The 15,962-nt window shown below is 59.1% G+C and carries 16 protein-coding genes and 1 riboswitch; of the genes, 5 read left to right on the top strand and 11 right to left on the bottom strand.

Annotation, left to right across the window (positions count from 1 at the left end):
- The 3 genes from ADK28_RS08670 to ADK28_RS08660 form a co-directional block, all read right to left on the bottom strand.
- Window positions 1–1,082 (bottom strand): efflux RND transporter permease subunit (locus tag ADK28_RS08670; protein ID WP_048795436.1); only part of this gene is annotated, 1,082 nt, incomplete at its 3' end.
- On the bottom strand, window positions 1,079–2,188 hold the full coding sequence (locus ADK28_RS08665; RefSeq protein WP_048795435.1) for an efflux RND transporter periplasmic adaptor subunit: 1,110 nt from the start codon (window positions 2,186–2,188) through the stop codon (window positions 1,079–1,081). The genes ADK28_RS08665 and ADK28_RS08670, both read right to left, overlap by 4 nt.
- A gap of 75 nt (window positions 2,189–2,263) precedes the next feature.
- The gene (locus ADK28_RS08660) at window positions 2,264–2,878 is read right to left on the bottom strand and encodes a TetR/AcrR family transcriptional regulator (RefSeq protein WP_016927723.1); all 615 of its coding nucleotides are present in this window, start codon (window positions 2,876–2,878) and stop codon (window positions 2,264–2,266) included.
- A 156-nt stretch (window positions 2,879–3,034) separates the two neighbouring features.
- Here ADK28_RS08660 and ADK28_RS08655 point away from each other — a divergent pair, with 156 nt between their 5' ends.
- Window positions 3,035–3,931, top strand: a complete 897-nt coding sequence (locus tag ADK28_RS08655; RefSeq protein ID WP_048795434.1) for an NAD(P)/FAD-dependent oxidoreductase — start codon at window positions 3,035–3,037, stop codon at window positions 3,929–3,931.
- A 41-nt stretch (window positions 3,932–3,972) separates the two neighbouring features.
- Here the strand turns inward: ADK28_RS08655 and ADK28_RS08650 are convergent, their stop codons facing one another.
- The 4 genes from ADK28_RS08650 to ADK28_RS08630 form a co-directional block, all read right to left on the bottom strand.
- The gene (locus tag ADK28_RS08650) at window positions 3,973–4,764 is read right to left on the bottom strand and encodes an AraC family transcriptional regulator (protein ID WP_033640329.1); all 792 of its coding nucleotides are present in this window, start codon (window positions 4,762–4,764) and stop codon (window positions 3,973–3,975) included.
- Between the two features lie 357 nt (window positions 4,765–5,121).
- Window positions 5,122–5,439 carry a cupin domain-containing protein gene (locus ADK28_RS08640; RefSeq protein ID WP_015377878.1) on the bottom strand — a complete coding sequence of 106 codons (318 nt, stop codon included), beginning with the start codon at window positions 5,437–5,439 and terminating at the stop codon, window positions 5,122–5,124.
- Between the two features lie 315 nt (window positions 5,440–5,754).
- Window positions 5,755–6,801 carry an NAD(P)/FAD-dependent oxidoreductase gene (locus ADK28_RS08635; RefSeq protein ID WP_048795433.1) on the bottom strand — a complete coding sequence of 349 codons (1,047 nt, stop codon included), beginning with the start codon at window positions 6,799–6,801 and terminating at the stop codon, window positions 5,755–5,757.
- Window positions 6,802–6,818: 17 nt separating this feature from the next.
- Complete coding sequence (locus ADK28_RS08630; protein ID WP_239686229.1) at window positions 6,819–7,991, bottom strand: MFS transporter; 1,173 nt, start codon at window positions 7,989–7,991, stop codon at window positions 6,819–6,821.
- A gap of 260 nt (window positions 7,992–8,251) precedes the next feature.
- Between ADK28_RS08630 and ADK28_RS08625 the strand changes: the two genes are divergently transcribed.
- Complete coding sequence (locus ADK28_RS08625; RefSeq protein WP_239686228.1) at window positions 8,252–9,034, top strand: LysR substrate-binding domain-containing protein; 783 nt, start codon at window positions 8,252–8,254, stop codon at window positions 9,032–9,034.
- A 49-nt stretch (window positions 9,035–9,083) separates the two neighbouring features.
- Here the strand turns inward: ADK28_RS08625 and ADK28_RS08620 are convergent, their stop codons facing one another.
- From ADK28_RS08620 to ADK28_RS08610, 3 genes are all read right to left on the bottom strand, one after another.
- Complete coding sequence (locus ADK28_RS08620; protein WP_016927731.1) at window positions 9,084–9,491, bottom strand: DUF2000 family protein; 408 nt, start codon at window positions 9,489–9,491, stop codon at window positions 9,084–9,086.
- Window positions 9,492–9,544: 53 nt separating this feature from the next.
- Window positions 9,545–10,393, bottom strand: a complete 849-nt coding sequence (locus ADK28_RS08615) for an AraC family transcriptional regulator (protein WP_033640332.1) — start codon at window positions 10,391–10,393, stop codon at window positions 9,545–9,547.
- Between the two features lie 71 nt (window positions 10,394–10,464).
- Complete coding sequence (locus tag ADK28_RS08610) at window positions 10,465–12,345, bottom strand: diguanylate cyclase domain-containing protein (protein ID WP_016927733.1); 1,881 nt, start codon at window positions 12,343–12,345, stop codon at window positions 10,465–10,467.
- Between the two features lie 176 nt (window positions 12,346–12,521).
- Window positions 12,522–12,597, top strand: a riboswitch (Fluoride riboswitch).
- A 40-nt stretch (window positions 12,598–12,637) separates the two neighbouring features.
- Here ADK28_RS08610 and ADK28_RS08605 point away from each other — a divergent pair.
- Genes ADK28_RS08605 through eno form a run of 3 tightly spaced genes read left to right on the top strand, consistent with a single transcriptional unit; the run spans window position 12,638 to window position 15,335 of the window.
- Entirely contained in the window at window positions 12,638–13,603 is a 966-nt protein-coding gene (locus tag ADK28_RS08605) for a DHHA2 domain-containing protein (RefSeq protein WP_082172267.1), read from the top strand.
- Between the two features lie 3 nt (window positions 13,604–13,606).
- Entirely contained in the window at window positions 13,607–14,035 is a 429-nt protein-coding gene (locus tag ADK28_RS08600; protein WP_048795432.1) for a universal stress protein, read from the top strand.
- A gap of 16 nt (window positions 14,036–14,051) precedes the next feature.
- Window positions 14,052–15,335 carry a phosphopyruvate hydratase gene (gene eno, locus ADK28_RS08595; RefSeq protein WP_048795431.1) on the top strand — a complete coding sequence of 428 codons (1,284 nt, stop codon included), beginning with the start codon at window positions 14,052–14,054 and terminating at the stop codon, window positions 15,333–15,335.
- Here eno and ADK28_RS08590 read toward each other — a convergent pair.
- Window positions 15,332–15,739, bottom strand: a complete 408-nt coding sequence (locus tag ADK28_RS08590) for a MerR family transcriptional regulator (RefSeq protein WP_033640336.1) — start codon at window positions 15,737–15,739, stop codon at window positions 15,332–15,334. The genes eno and ADK28_RS08590 overlap by 4 nt on opposite strands.
- Window positions 15,740–15,962: the final 223 nt, after the last annotated feature.

The following is a 15,962-nucleotide window of genomic DNA, read 5'->3' as shown; positions in this document are numbered from 1 at the left end:
CGCCAACCCATACTGAGAAAGCAGACCACCATCACGACCAGCAACGCGACGAAAAATTTGATCATGAACTCATCTACGGCGGAACTGATGTTAACTGACTGATCGGTGACTTTTACGAATGTCATGCCGAGTGGTATGTCCGCATTGATGCTGGCGGCTTCCTTATCCAGCGCTTTACCCAGCTCCAGACCATTCCAGCCCTCACGCATCACGATACCCAGCAGAAGTGCAGGTTCGCCCTGATTACGCACCATAAAGGTCGCCGGATCTTCGTAGCCACGCTCGACCGTCGCCACATCGGAAAGCTTCAGCGTCCTCCCTTGCACCACAATCGGCGTTTCACGAATTTTTTCCAGTGTGTCAAAAGCCCCATCCAGACGGATAAAAACCTGCGGACCACGAGTATCTATCGAGCCCGCAGGTGTCAGCACGTTCTGGTTGTTCAGGGCTGCAAAGATATCCTGGGCAGAGACCCCCAGGGTTGCCAGACGGTCATGGGAAAATGAGACAAATATCCGCTCGGCCTGCTCACCGATAATATTGACCTTTTTTACCCCGGGAACATGTAATAAGCGCTGGCGTAATGACTCGGCATCGCGCACCAGTAGCCGCTGTGGCTCTCCTTTTGCCTTCAGCGCAAAGAGCGCAAACGTGACATCCGAAAACTCATCGTTGACCATCGGTCCAGACACCCCTGCCGGCAAATTTTTAGCCTCGTCGCTGAGTTTTTTGCGTGCCTGATAGAACTCTTCCTGGACCTCTGCGGGGGGAGTGCTGTCCAGCAATGACAGCATGGTAAAAGCCAGACCGGGACGCGTGTAGGTCTCTGTGCGGTCATACCACTTGAGCTCCTGGAGACGCTTCTCCAGCGGTTCGGCCACCTGATCCTGCATTTCCTTAGCCGTTGCTCCAGGCCAGGCGGAAATGATGGTCATCTGCTTGACCGTAAAAGGCGGGTCTTCTGCGCGCCCCAGCCCAAGGAACGAGAGAATACCGGCAACGGTGATCAACAGGATAAGAAACAGCGTAACGGAGCGCTCGCGGACGGCGAGCGCGGAAAGATTGAAACGTCCGCGACTCATGGACGACTCCCGGCGACACGGATATCGCTCTGCTTCGCCAGCCGGACTGTTTCACCATCATGCAGTAGATGAGCGCCCAGCGCCACGACCTGTTCGCCAGGCTTAAGGCTGCCGGTGACGCTTGCTGCATCATCCCCGAGGCTCACGACCTGCACGGACCGCCATGTCACTCTGGCGGGATTTCCTGAAATGCTCCAGACCCCCGGGCCTTTACCCGCGTCAAAAACAGCCGCTAAAGGCACCTGCAGCAACGGCTGCGATGCTCTGTTCTGCGCAATATGGATGGTGACAGTGGCCCCCAAAGGGGCACCAGACAATGGACCGTCGAGCACGTACCTTGCTTCAAACGTGCGCGTCAGCGGATCGGCTGCATCAGAGAGTAACCGTAGCTTCGCAGAAACAGAGGGGGTATCGCTGCCGTACAGAGAGGCCTGTGCCACGCTTCCAATTACCGGGCGCAGCGTCTCAGGCAACTGGACGACCGCTTCGCGTTGTCCTGCCCTCGCCAGCCTGATAACTGGCTGTCCGGCACTGACTACCTGACCAGGTTCGGCCAGCGTATCCATCACCACTCCGTCGGCGTCAGCGACCAGGACTGCATAGCCCATGGCGTTTTGCGCCACATTCGCCTGCGCCTTGGCGGCACTGAGGTCAGCCCTGGCCGTCTCTGCGGCAGCCTTAACCTGATCGTAAGCGGATGCCGACACAGCGCCTGTGGTGACCAGACCGCGATAACGCGATTCATCATCCGCTGTCTGTCGGGCTCGCGCTTTTGCTGCGGCGACGGCCTGCTGCTGAGCCTGAGCCTGTAGGCTCAGATCAACCGGGTCCAGACGCATTAACGGCTGACCACGTTTCACGGCCTGACCGGTATCAACGAGACGTTCCAGGATTTTGCCTTGAACCCTGAAACCAAGATCGCTCTGAATTCGTGCAACCACCACCCCCGTAAAAGCACGGGAAAAGTCGGTTGCATTGATCGCTGCGGCAGACCTGACCAGAGGTGGCAGACTGCGTGGATCGCGGTTATCGGAAGCCTCACCGCAGGCCACAAGGGCAAACGGCAACAGACAGACAGCAAAGGTGACAGGTTTAAGTCCGAGCATGGGTTCCCTTAATGAATTGAACAGGACAGGAACCCATACTTATACTTGTGACCATTATTGTCAATGGTCACAACATCAGGGTGACAAACTTCTCAGGATCAGTGATGGCAGCAATACCGCCGCTGCTTGGACGGTTTCCAAATTATATTGCAGCTGAACCGGGCTGATATAGGGACGCATGACCATAAAAATCGCATCCGCCGCCTCGTCCAGTGGCGTTTTTCTTTCAAACTCACCTGCCTGGCGCCCTTCAACAATGATCTGCTCAATGAGCTGCCGCAGGTGCTGCTCATGAGCTTGTGCTGAGGGCCATTTGTCACGCACAGCAACGGCCGCAATATCGTGCAACTTACGGTCATGAAAAAACAAATCGCAGCCAGATTCTGACAATGCCTTGAATAATCGCCTTATTTTCTCTGCGGCTGTCGGCGCATCCGCAATCGCTGCGTTGACAATGTCCCTTATGATCGCCAGCCGATTAGCGCAGATCACTTCTCCAATCGCCTGCTTGGAATCGAAAAATTTATAGATATAAGCTTTTGAAAAACCAATTGCTTTGGCGAGGTCGGAAACCGTTGTTTTTTCGTAGCCATAGTGACCGAAATGCTCAGTGGCTGCCTCAACGACCTGATCGCGGACACTGTGGTCGGAAGGTCCCCTGGAAGGAGTTTCATTCATCTGTTTAGTCATTTTCCCATCTTAGCCCAATGAAGCTCGGTTGACAACGAGTGACCAATTTGTAATATAGTCACAATCCTAAATACACTTGCGCTCTGACAGATTTTTCGCCGGATGATACAGCGACCCCGGGCACTCCACTGAATCAACAAAACGGAACATCTCACCATGAATAATGACGTCATCATCATCGGCGGCAGCTTTGCCGGTCTCGCCGCAGCCCTGCAGCTTGGCCGTGCCCGTCGCACGGTCACCGTTCTCGATACCGGCCTTCAGCGCAACCGCTTCGCTAGCCGTTCACACGGTGTGCTCGGCCACGATGACAAACCACCGTCCGACATCCTGGCCGCGGCGCGGCAGCAACTCGCGCGCTACCCTGCCATCAAGATGGTTAATGCCCGCGCGGACAGCATCTCCGGTACTATCGACAATTTCTCCGTCCTCACTGGCGATAGTGAAACCCTACGTGCGCGCCGCCTGATCCTGAGCTATGGCGTTGTTGACCAGATGCCTGACATTCCTGGCTTTGCTGAAGGCTGGGGCACATCCGTCATCCCATGCCCCTATTGCGATGGCTTCGAAGTTGCTGACCAGCATTGGGGCCTCGTCTGGTCTGGAGCGCAGTCGATGAATCAGGTCAGGCTGTTTCACGACTGGACCGACAGGTTGACTGTCTTCAGCAATGGACACGACATCTCTCCCGACATACGGACCGAACTGGCGGCCCGCCAGGTCCCTCTCGTTGATGGCCGGATCGCCGAAATCGCACGTCACGGGAGCCAGATTGCCACCATCAAGATCGATACCGGCACCGATGTCGCAGTCGATATTCTCTTCGCACATCCGCTTACCAGGCTGTCCACACGCTTTCATGACGCACTGGGCCTCGCCACGCTCAATACGCCAACCGGCATCGTCCTTAAGACCGATGAGCGCCACGAAACCAGTATGCCAGGCATCTATGCCGCCGGTGACCTTGCCAACGCCGGCATCCCCTCAGTCACCACGGCGACATGGCAAGGCGCGATGGCGGGTATCTTCGCTCAGCAGTCGATGCTCACTTGAGTGCAAGCAACAACGATCTCCAAGCGGCTCCTGCCATAAGGCTATAGCGTAAAGCGCGAAGGCGAAACGCCAAACAGTTTTTTGAACGCCACCGAATAGGCGCTGTGACTCTCGTAACCGCTTTCGAAGGCGGCGTGGATGATCGAGTTGCCGGCCAGCAGCAGCGGAATGGACGACAGCAGCCGCAGACGTTGTTTCCACTGGCCGAAGGTGATGCCGGTTTGTTGACTGAAATGGCGTTGAAAGGTCTTTACGCTGATCGACAGTGAATCGGCCCAGGCCTCAATACCGCGTTCGTCGGCCGGTGTGATGACCAACTGCCGGCAAATTTCGGCCATTCTCGCCTCTGCCGGCCAAGGCAGATGCAGCGCCAGCTGCGGCTGCAGGCTCAGTTCCTCCAGGAACAACGCTCTCAGCAGCGCATTGCGTTTGGTCTCCGCCCCTTCAGGCGCCAGCGTCGCCAACTGGGCGATCAGTTCTCGCAACAGCGGTGAAACCTGTAATACGCCGTCGCGCAGCGGCAAACGCGCGGCGGTGATTTCATCGACCAAAATCCCGTAAACGCAGATGTTGCTCTGCATGACGATCTGATGTTCTACCCCCGGCCGCAACCAAACCGCGGTGGTGGGCGGCACGATCCAGCGCCCGCTGCTCGCCTCGACCGCCATAATGCCCTGTTGCGAATAGAGCAAATGACAGCGTTTATGCGAGTGGTAAGGAATGACGAAGCCCGCCGGATAGTGTTTCACCAGCCCCGTCACCTCGAACGAGGAATTTTCGTGGCTGCTGAGGTCGATGCGTTTCGTTTCGGCGTTGTCGACTTCGAATCCCATGATCGTTTGTCCCTTTTGATAACGCGAATGTCTTTTATTTGATAGAGGGACCGCATGATCCTCCATATAGTGACGTTCTCGCAAGCCACACCAGGGGCCTTATGCGAAGAAACTCACTATTTACACCAAAATTTCATCGTTCTGCGTAAAACGGAGGCGATGACGTTGCGCATGCGCTGCGCGATGGCGGCTCGTTGCGGGGGCGACGCGGCCGAAAGTGATGGAGAGGGAAAGCGCGGTGGCATAAATCAGGAGGTGTACGCATCAATCAGCAGGTAGCTCGGCCTGGGGGGCGGCTTAATGCTGAAGGGATAGGGAGAGCGCCTAGGCTCTCCTCCATCCAACGTGGTTATCTCATCAACGGGCCAACTCGGCGCCGTCCAGCTCGGAAATCGCCAGACAAATCACTTCCGTGATGGCCTGTACCGTATAAGCGGTATTGGCAGGAATGATCAACATCTCATGGGGTTGCAACGTCTGATCGTCAACCTTCAGTTCACCGCTCAGCACCATCAGTTTCACCCAGCCCGGGTGAAAACGCGCCGGTTGTCGGCTGCCCGCATCCAGCTTCAGCAACGCCGTATGGCCAGGCGTCTCCCGTTTCAAAATGTGAAAGTGTACCCCATCGTAAGGCATGTTTTCGTAATGCAGTGACGCCAGTGTTCTCTTATGCATGGTAAGTGTCCTCGTGACCGGTGAGTAGCTGCTCCGCCTTCGGTCGCCGTAAAAACGATTGGCGGCTGTCCCTACCGAAAGCACAGGCTCGCAGCCTCTTGGCGAACGGATTAACTGTCGTACTTGCAGCGGCCCGATCGGCCGCCGTTTCATGCCTAACCTGCCTCAGGCATGCTACTAAATATATAAGAGCCTCGCCGACGGCGCAAAAAACCGCTGCACGGTTGAGCGCATTACGGTGCTGATCCGTAGTCGGAAAACCTGAACGACGAGACCAATGCGCCGTCTGCCGGAGATCGCGATGATCTCCCCCCTTCACACCCCATCATTAATAAATCGCGCCGGGCGATAAGCGTGCGGAATGGCGGGGTTAACGCCATGCAGCAGCTCGTCGCCGATCAGCCGGCCAAGCGTCGGTGCGCACATCACGGCCGGATGCATCACCGCCACATAGAGGCAGGTGGCGCCCAGCGGCCCGACGATGGGATAACCGTCGCGCGGCCGGGGGCGCATCCCCACCGCACACGCCTGCAGTTGCAAGGGCGCCGCGCCTGACAGGCGCCCTTCAATCGCCGATTGCGCTTCGCCCTCCACGCGGTTTTCATCGCCGTGCGCAGGATAATCCTCCGCCGCCAGCAGATCGCCATTTTGCGCATGACGCACTTCGATGTCGTCGCCCGCAATCAGCGTGTTCACCACCTGCGCCGCCGCGTGATAGCGTAACAAAATGGCCGGTGACGCCTCGATCGGCAGCGAGAATCCGCTGCCGTCCAGCAGCGCCGAGATCCCCGTACCGCAGGCGAGCACCACCCGATCGGCGGCAATCGCGCCTTCCTCGGTAACGATGCCGATGATCTGCCCGTCTTCACGCAAAAATCCGCTGACGGTTCGCCCCAGGAGCAACTCCCCGCCCCACGAGCGAACGCATTCGAGCAACCGCTGTGTCACGTCTTGCGGATCGACGGCGCCGTCACGCGCCGCAAAATACGCTTGGCTATCGGGCTGCCTGAGCCCCGGTTCCAGCACTGTCACCTCGGCGGAGGGCAAAAGCCGATTATCGGGGTTTTGCGTCGCCGGCGCCTGGCCATAGCTGAGCGCGCCGGACCAATTCACCCAGAGATCCGGGATCTCCTGCGCCAGGCGTATCCAGTCAGCCACGATCTCGCGCCGCAGAAACGCGTCGGGAGCGCCTTCAAGCACGCCTTCGCTGATCCAGCCGAACGAGCGGCCTGTGGCTCCCGCCGCGGGATGCGCCTGCTCAACGACGATAACGTGCTGCCCTTGGCGCGCGAGATGATAGGCGATCGATGCGCCGACAATCCCGGCGCCCACGATGACCATGCGTGATGATGTTCCATTCATTTAATGATGTCCGAACCTCATTTCACGTGTTGTCGCCAAAGCAACCCTGCCGCCAGGCAGGCTATCCCGCCGCCGCAGGCCAACACGGCATAAGACGAGCCCCAGCTCTGGGTGGTATCCATCACGACGCCAAAGGATAACGGGGCGAACGAACCGATGCCGAAACCCAGCAACGATCGCCAGCCCATCACGCTACCGAGCTGTTGCGGCGGCACGTTGTCCGCCATCGCCGCCGACAGCACGCCGGAGTCGCCGAGAATAAAGAAACTGCCGATGCTGACGAACAGCAGCGTCCAGCCTGGCCCCCAGTTCGCCGACCACCCCATCAGCAGCGATCCCAACGCGCCCGCGGCGCCCATAAACATCAACACCGATGCACGATTGAAATAGTCGGAAACGGTGCCGACAATCAGCGTGGCGATCATGCCGGCCAGGTGGATCACCGCCGCGACGATCAATCCTGCGCTGAGCGGATCCAGAGAGAAACCGCTCAACGCCTCGCTGATCAGGCTGGGCGCCCAGGCCCAGTTACCGAGCAGTTCCCAGCTGTGAGCGATATACCCGATCAGCAACAGCAGGGTCGCATAGGTGATAGCATAGCTTTCTCGTTTCGTCTTCCTTCCCAGCGTGCGCGGTTGCGGTTCCTGATAACCGACCAGGGCCAACGAACCCGCCAGCGCCCCCAGTAACGCACCGGCGGCGCACAGGGAAAACGCCACGCCGGCGCCCCAGCGCATGGCGCTCCAACCGGCGATGAAAACCGACAGAAAATACCCCAACGAACTGGCCGCCAGGATCATGCCGATGGCGTAACCGCGTCGGGCCGGGCCATTCATCCCCATCGCTAACAGCAGCGCCGGCGTATAGGCGCCGCCCTGCGTCAGGCCGACGAAGGCCATCAACACCAGCGCACCGATATACGAATGGGCAAACACGGCGAACAGCATCAGCGCACCGGCGCCCAGCCAGGAAAACAGCAGATACACGCGACGCGCGCCCAGCGAATCACACCACCAGGAAGCCACCAGCAACGCCAGGGCGTTGGTCAGGCTGAACACCGTCTGCACCGTACCGGCGGAGGCGGCGTCGAGCTGCCACTCGCTTCTGATGGTCGGCAGCGCGCCGGCAAACATCATGGTGCCCAGGCAGAGGCCAGCCCGGCTCACGCAAAGCAAAAAGAAAGCTCGCATTTCAGCGCCGCCTCCCTGCCAACCGCAGGGTGAGGATAACGCCATTAACGCACATGACCGATAGCCAAAAGATCCGCATCATAAACTCAGCAATCAGAAGGAGATGCCTCATCATAGTGAGCAAAATCAACGGCTGACAAACGATCTTTCCTCCCTCATTTGGTTGAGCTAGACTCAACCTATGAAAAAAATCCACTCCCTGCCGCACCTGTCCGCTTTCGAAGCCGCCGCCCGTCTCGGCAGCTTCAGCGCCGCTGCGGATGAGCTGTTTCTCACCNGTCAGCCGCCATATTCGCAGTCTCGAAGCACAGCTGGGGGTCACGCTGTTTTATCGCGGACACAAATCCGTGCGGCTGACGCAGGCCGGCGAGAATTTTTCCCGCACCGCATCTCGGGTGATAAGCGAACTGTATGCCGCGGAAAGCGCGCTGAAAGCGAGCGCCGGTCGGCAACGGCTGGTGGTGCACAGCCTGCCGACGTTCACCATGCACTGGCTGATGCCGAAACTGGCGGCGTTCAACGAGATTCATCCGGAGGTCGCGGTTGATATCACCGCCGCCACTGGGGCCGTCGATCGCAATATGCCGTTTGATCTGGCGATCAGGCGCGACCCCGCGCACTTCTCAGGGCTGAAGGCGATCCCTTTTTTGCAGGAAGACAGCCTGTTGGTCTGCAGCCAGAGCTATTTGCGCACCATGCCGATCAGTGCGCCAGACAATCTGGCCGGGCATACAGCCATTCGCATCCGCGCCCGGGAAGATTTATGGCGCAGCTGGTTGAATACCTATCCGACGGCGCTGGACGCCTCGCCGCCGCCGCTGACGCTCGACCATACCTTCGCCGCCATTCAGGCGGCCGAAGACGGCCTGGGACTGGCCGTCGTGCCTTACCTGTTCTGCGCCAAACATCTGTCGTCCGGCCGGCTGGTGTCGCCCTTCCCGGCGTTGACGATTCGAACCGGCGTTTATTCCCTGCTGCTGCGCGATCGGGACGATGAGGTCGTGAGAAAGTTCGCCACCTGGCTGCAGACGTTCCAGGCGTAAGCGCCGTATTGGATCCCGCCGCAAAAGCGCACCGCGCTAACGGTATTTCTCAGGCGTGCAGCGTCAGGCCTTTTATCGCCTTATCCACCGCTTTCTTCGGCCCGCGCAGCGCCAGGCCGACCAAATCCAGGTTGTCCGCGTCTTCGGCGAGAAAAACCTGCCGGTTGGCTGCATCGTGCCCGGTCGAGAACATGGCGTGCACATAGGGGATCAGCGTCAATTCCCGTTCCAGCCCTTTGCGATGCGCATTTTGCAGGCCCGGCAGATCCGCGGCGAAAATCAGCATCGGCTGCCCGGAAATGCCGCCGTAGCGTCTGCCTTGCGCATCCACGTAACATTCGCCGATGATCTCCGGGGCGGCGGCAGCGATGCCCGTCGCCAGAAAGGCCACCACGTTCAGCCGCTGCCAGGTTTGCAGATCGTCGCGCACGATAAACGCTATCTTGGTATCAAACATGTTTCGCTCTACTCCGTTGTGCTCTTAAAAGCGCATCATCGGCGATGAGCGAGTCAGCGGTATAGAACGTTTGTGCACTGCCGTTGATAGGCCGCCGGCGATAAACGGTAGGCGCGCCGGAACCAGCGGCCCAAATGACTCTGGTCGGCAAAGCCTACCTGCATGGCGACCTGCGCCGGCTCTTCCCCCTGCGCCAGTAACAGTCGCGCGGCACGCAGCCTCAGCCGGATCAAGTAAGCATGCGGCGACTGGCCGAAAGCGCGGGTGAATTGGCGAGTCAGACGGAAACGATCCAGACCGCACTGAAGCGCAAGTTCCTCCAGACTGGGATTATCCGCCATGTGTTCGTGCAAGTAGTCCCGTAAACGATTCATCTCAATCAAAGCGTCATCGCGTTGGGACGTTGGCCTGACGCGTATATGCCGCGCCAAAAGCGTCAGCAGTTGGTCCAGGCTTTGATCGCGCGCCAGCCGGCCTTCTCTCTGATGCAACGCAAAAAAAGCCTGTTGTATCGCGGTCGCCAGCATCGGATCGTCGGTCAACGTGCTATGGAAGGCGCCTTCCAGCACTGAAGCGTCCCCCAATCCGCGGCGCTGCATCGCGTCGGAGACCCAGCGCTGCGGCAGATAAAGCATCGCATAGGTAAACCCTTCGGCCTGCGGCGCATGGCCATCGTGCACCGCGCCCGGCTCGATCAGCATGGCGCGCCCCGGCCGGCTGGTGTGCAGCGAGCGGTGGCAATTGAAACGCTGCAAGCCCTGCTGCGTGACGCCCACCAGCATTTCATCATGATCGTGAGGATCGTAGGCATGCCCCTGAAAGTGGGCGTTGACGCTCTCAATACCCGTTTCGTCATCGCGCCGCAGTTCGAGCCAGTCTGTATGTTGATGATTGGACGCCATGCAATAAATCCGGAGTTCTGCTCACAGGAAAAGAAAAAACAGCTTACCCTGAGACCGCCACCGTTGCACGCTCACAGCTCGCAGATGGCATAAGTGCCCTTTCCGGCCGATTTCGCCTGATACATCGCGCCGTCGGCGCGGGTCAACAGCATCTCCTCCGTCACATCGCCGCGTGGAGAAATGGCCGCGCCGATGCTGGCGGAAAGCCGTACCTTCTGCGGCCCGATCTGCGTAATTTTGGCCAGTTGCGCCAACACGTTTTCGCAAAATTCGCTGACCTCGCGCCGCGGATCCGTCAACGGCCACAGGATCACCGTGAACTCGTCACCGGCCAGGCGCGAGACGCTGTGGTGCTCGCCTGCGCAGGCGCTGAGCAATGTGGCGAATGTCTTCAGGATCGCGTCGCCGAAGTCATGACCATAGCTGTCGTTAAGGGTTTTGAACCCGTCGAGATCGATAAACAACAGCGCCATCTGCCGCTGATGGCAACAGGCTTGCAGCGTGCCCGACAACCGGCGCAGAAACGCGCGTCGATTGGTCAATCCGGTCAGCATGTCATGGGTTGCGTCATATTCCAGCCGCTGCTGCAGCCGCTTCAACTCGGTAATGTCCATGGACAGAATGTAAAACCCCTGCGTTTCGCACGGCACCAGCGTGGTGTGGATCATCAGCAGTCCCTTTTGGGTCTGGAGCTCATTTTCAAAGCTCACCATTTCCCCCGCCAGGGCCCTGTCTATCATCGGTTTCGCTATCTGATAAACGTTCTCCCCCATAAAATCGCGCACCGTCATTCCTCTGAGGCGGCTTTCTTCCAGGCCAAACCAGGTTTTGTAGGCGCTGTTGGCGAACAGGTAGCGTTCATTGCCGTCGATCTGGCTGATCAACGCCGGCATATTGTCGGTAATGGCGCGCAGGCGTTCCTTCTCCGCGCTGAGCTGATATTCGGCGAGCACCCGGGTTTCAATCTCTTCGTTGAGTTTCTTGACGACCACATTCAGCTCCCGCGTGCGGATTTCGACGCGTTGTTCCAGCTCGTGTTGCAGAGCGAACAGATCGGCCTCCGCCGCCTTGCGCTCGCTGATATCGACGATAACCGAGATGAAATGATCCGGTTTGCCGTTAGGCAACCGGTTTAACGCCACCGTCAGCTGCACCCAGACGATCGAGCCGTCGGCGCGGAAATAACGTTTCTCCAGCGAATAAGTGCTGATCTCGTTTCTCAGCAGTTGCTGCAGTTTTTCCAGATCGGTGTTGAGATCTAGCGGATAGGTAATGTCCTGAAAGGTGCGATCCATCAGCTCGCGCTCGGAATAGCGCAACATTTCGCAGATGCGCGGATTGACCCGCAACCAATACCCCTGCAGCGACACCAGCGCCATCCCTACCGCCGCCTGGGCGAAGGTCTGTTCGAACAGGGCTTCCGAGCGTTGCAGATTGGACTTCAGGTTTTCGGTATAGACGTGGCGTTCAATGCTCTGCAAATACTCCTCCACCACGGCGGCGAAGTCGTGCAGGTCGGCCAGTTGTTCCGGGGAAAACGGCTGCGGCTGGCTGTCGATAATGCACAGGGTGCCGAGCGGCAACCCGTCGAGCGACAGCAGCGGTTGCCCAACGTAGAAACCGATCCGCGGTCCGCCAATCACCAGCGGATTATCAAAAAAGCGCGGATCGTTGGCGGTATCGGGCACCACCAGCGCTTCGCGTTGCAAGATAGCATGGCCGCAAAATGAGATATTGCGCGGCGTTTCCCGGGCATCCAGGCCGTAACGCGATAAAAACCATTGACGATCCCGGTCGATCAATGACACCAGCGCGATGGTCACGCCGAAGTATTTCGCCGCCAGCCGCGTGATGCGATCCAGTTTCTCCACCGAGTTTGAATCCAGCACGTTCAGCGAATTCAATACCGACAGGCGTTCAGCTTCGTTTTCGGGGAAGCAGGGTTCGAGCATGTTGTCTCCCAATGTGTCACCGACGGCCCCGGCATAGCCGGCGTGAGTCCGTTCAGCGTTTTCGTCGGTTGGCGGCAAATATCCTTGTCCATCATAGACTCACTCAGTATCAATCCGATTGCGCATTCTCGCCAGCTTTGCCGGGCGTTGCGTTTGCCACCGCGCTGCGCTACAGTCGTTCACAAGGTGATGGTGTTCCACCTTTCCCAACCGCCGCGTTCGCTCGAACCGGATGATGACGCCTGATATACAACTTCGCTTTATTTTTTAGGCAGGTATGTCAGGAGTCGCTATGAATGAAATCCCACGTTTTACCCCTTTTTCGCCCCAACCTGATCTCACCGTGCGGGAAATGCCGCTGTACGTTTTCGGCCATAAGAATCCCGACAGCGACAGCATCTGCAGCGCGCTGGTGGTCGCGGACTGGCTCAATCACCTCGGCAAACCGGCCGTCGCTTTCCGCCTTGGCGAACTGACGCCGGAAACCCGCTACATACTGGCCGCCGCCGGCGTACAAGCGCCTCCGCTGCTGAAAGACGATCTCCGTGACCGTAAAGTCTGGCTGGTCGATTTTACCGACGTCGAACAAGGGCCGGCCTCATTGCCCGACAGCGATGTGGTCGGCGTTATCGACCATCACCGGCTGGGCACGTTAATCACCCGCAACCCGCCCGATGTCTGGGTTCGCGCCGTCGGCTGTTGCGCCACCGTGATCCTGCAGATCCTGGCGGCGGAAAGGCCGATGCCGCTTTCTTCCGCCCAGGCCACGCTGCTGCTGGGCGCGATTTTGAGCGATACCGTCGCGCTGAGCGCGCCGACCACCACCGAACAGGATCGGCTGGCGGTCTCGCGGTTGCGCGCAATTTCTCACGTTGACTATGACGCCTTCACCGCCGGGCTGCTGGCCGCCAAAACCGATCTTTCGGGGCAATCCGCCGCGCAGTTGCTGCAGCGCGACGCCAAGAATTATCGCATCCATAGCGTCTCGCTGCTGCTGTCGCAGATAGAAGTGCGGGCCATGAGCGACATCGATCCGCTGTTGCCCGCGCTGCAACAGGCGCTTGAACACGCGAAGCAGGAAGCCGGGCTGGCGATGGCCGCGCTATTGGTCACCGATATCACCTGCCGTCGCTCCACCCTGTATTTCTCGCCGAACCGGGTGCTCGACATTCGTCAGGTGTCGCTGCCCGGCATGACGAGCCGGAAAAAAGAGGTTTTACCGTGGTTAACCCGCCAGATCGCTAACGCAGGGAGATAAGTCATGCCGCTCTACCAACATGCTTTACTGCTGGTGCAGGATGAACGCGACGGCCGGCTGCTGTTGCGTCATGCCGAACGCCTCAATCAGCAGATGAATACGCGCATTACCGTGGCGCACATCAGCGCCGACTATGCCGAGCTGGACTACCTCAGCGATTCGCTGACCAAAGATCGCCAGTCCAGCGAGGTGATCGCCGCCAAAGCCATGCTCAGCCGTCTGGTGGAAGACTGCTCAATCCCCCTGGAGGTGCGCGCAATTGTCAGCATCCATCGCTTCAAAGACGTCGAAGCCCTGGTTGCCCGCAAAGGGGTCGATCTGTTGCTGCTCGGCCATCAGAACCGTCCGTTCGGCGTCTTTGCCTCCTTCGGCTTCGAGTTCATTAACCATTTGTCGATCGACGTGCTGATAAAGCATGTGCCTACTCCCTAGAATGAGGTGACTACCCATGAGCTATGAGATTGAAAGCGTAACCGCCAGAGAAATCCTGGATTCGCGCGGCAACCCGACCGTCGAAGTTGAAATGACTGCGGCGGGCGTCGTGGCCCGGGCTTCGGTTCCCTCCGGCGCCAGCACCGGTTCACGCGAGGCGGTGGAACACCGCGACGGCGATCCGCGCCGTTACGGCGGTAAAGGCGTACTGGAGGCGGTGCACAGCGTCAAAACGGCGATCAATGAGGCGCTGCGCGGGGTGGATGTGCGCCAACAAGAGGAGATTGACCGCCGGCTGATCGCGCTGGACGGCAGCGAGAACAAGAGCCGATTGGGGGCCAACGCCCTGCTCGGCGTTTCTCTGGCCGCCGCCCGCCTCGCGGCGCAATTGTCGCAACTGCCGCTGTATCGTTATCTGGGCGGCATCGGCGCCAACCTGCTGCCGGTGCCCTGCATGAATATCATCAACGGCGGCGTGCACGCCCGTTGGCAAGGGGCGGACTTTCAGGAGTTTATGATAGCCCCGCTGGGCGCGCCGTCGCTGCGCGAGGCCGTGCGCTGGGGCAGTGAAGTCTATCAGGCGCTGCGCCAAATCCTGTTGGAACAAGGCCTGTCGGTCGGCGTCGGCGACGAAGGCGGTTTCGCGCCGGCGGTTGCCTCGAACCGGCAACCGCTGGAGCTGATCGTGCAGGCGATAGAGAAAGCCGGTTATCAACCGGGAGACGATATCGCCATTTGTATGGACCCGGCCTCAAGTGAATTCTATGCCAACGGCAAATACCGCCTGCGCAGCGAAAACGCTGAACTGGATGCCGAACAGATGACGGCCTATTACCAGCGGCTGGTGCAGGATTTTCCCATCGTGCTGATTGAAGACGGTTTGGCCGAGGACGATTGGGCCGGCTGGCGCATTCTCAGCGACACCCTGGGCGATCAAGTGGAACTGGTCGGTGACGATCTGTTCGTCACCAACGTGAAATACATCCAGCGCGGGATTGATGAACGGTTGGCCAATGCGGCGCTGATCAAATTGAACCAGATCGGCACGCTGAGCGAAACTTTCGCCGCCGTGCAACTTTGCCAGGCAAACGGCTGGGGCGCCTTTATCTCGCACCGCAGCGGCGAAACCGTCGACAGCTTTATCGCCGATATGACGGTTGCGATGCGAGCCGGCCATTTGAAAACCGGCGCGCCGTGCCGCGGCGAGCGCATCGAAAAATACAATCAGCTGATGCGCATTGAGGAGCAATTGGGCACCGCGGCGGTATATGCCGGGCGCGCCGCCTTTAAACGCCGTTAATCTTTGCAGGCCGGCCACGCACCGGCCTGTTTTTCATTTTTTGCGCGGCATAATCCCGCCACGCCGGATTCCAACAGAATACGCCGCGTCGCCATCAACGTCTCACGCTGCTCGTTCAGCGTCGCCATCATCCGCTCGATTTCCGCCAGCCGGCTGTCGACGCCCTGTATCAACCCATCCTCATAATCGCTGCCCTGCAGCGCCAATACCCCGCGGATCGCCTGCAGCGAAAATCCCAGGTTCTGGCCGATTTGGATCAGGTGCAGCCGCTCCAGCGCGCTTTCGCTATACACCCGATATCCGTTAACGCCGCGCACCGCTTTGGGCAGCAGACCCTGCTGTTCGTAGTAACGTATCGCCGAGGCGGCCATGCCGGCGCGCTCCGCCAACTCTCCGATTTTCATGCCCTATTGACCTTAAAGTTAACTTTAAACTTAGTATAGCGCCATTCACCCTGCGACAGGAACGTACCCGATGTTTACCCCGCTGATTCTGCCCAACGGCAGCCGCTTACCCAACCGTCTGGCCAAGGCCGCGTTGGAAGAAAATCTGGCCGATGAAGGCCAACTGCCCGGCCCCGCGCTATGGCGTCTGTATCGCCACTGGGGTATCGGCGGCGCCGGCCTC

The sequence above is a fragment of the Serratia sp. 506_PEND genome, assembly GCF_001076875.1.
In the GTDB taxonomy this organism is placed as follows: Bacteria; Pseudomonadota; Gammaproteobacteria; order Enterobacterales; family Enterobacteriaceae; genus Serratia; species Serratia marcescens.
This window is presented reverse-complemented; position numbering and strand designations above follow the sequence as displayed.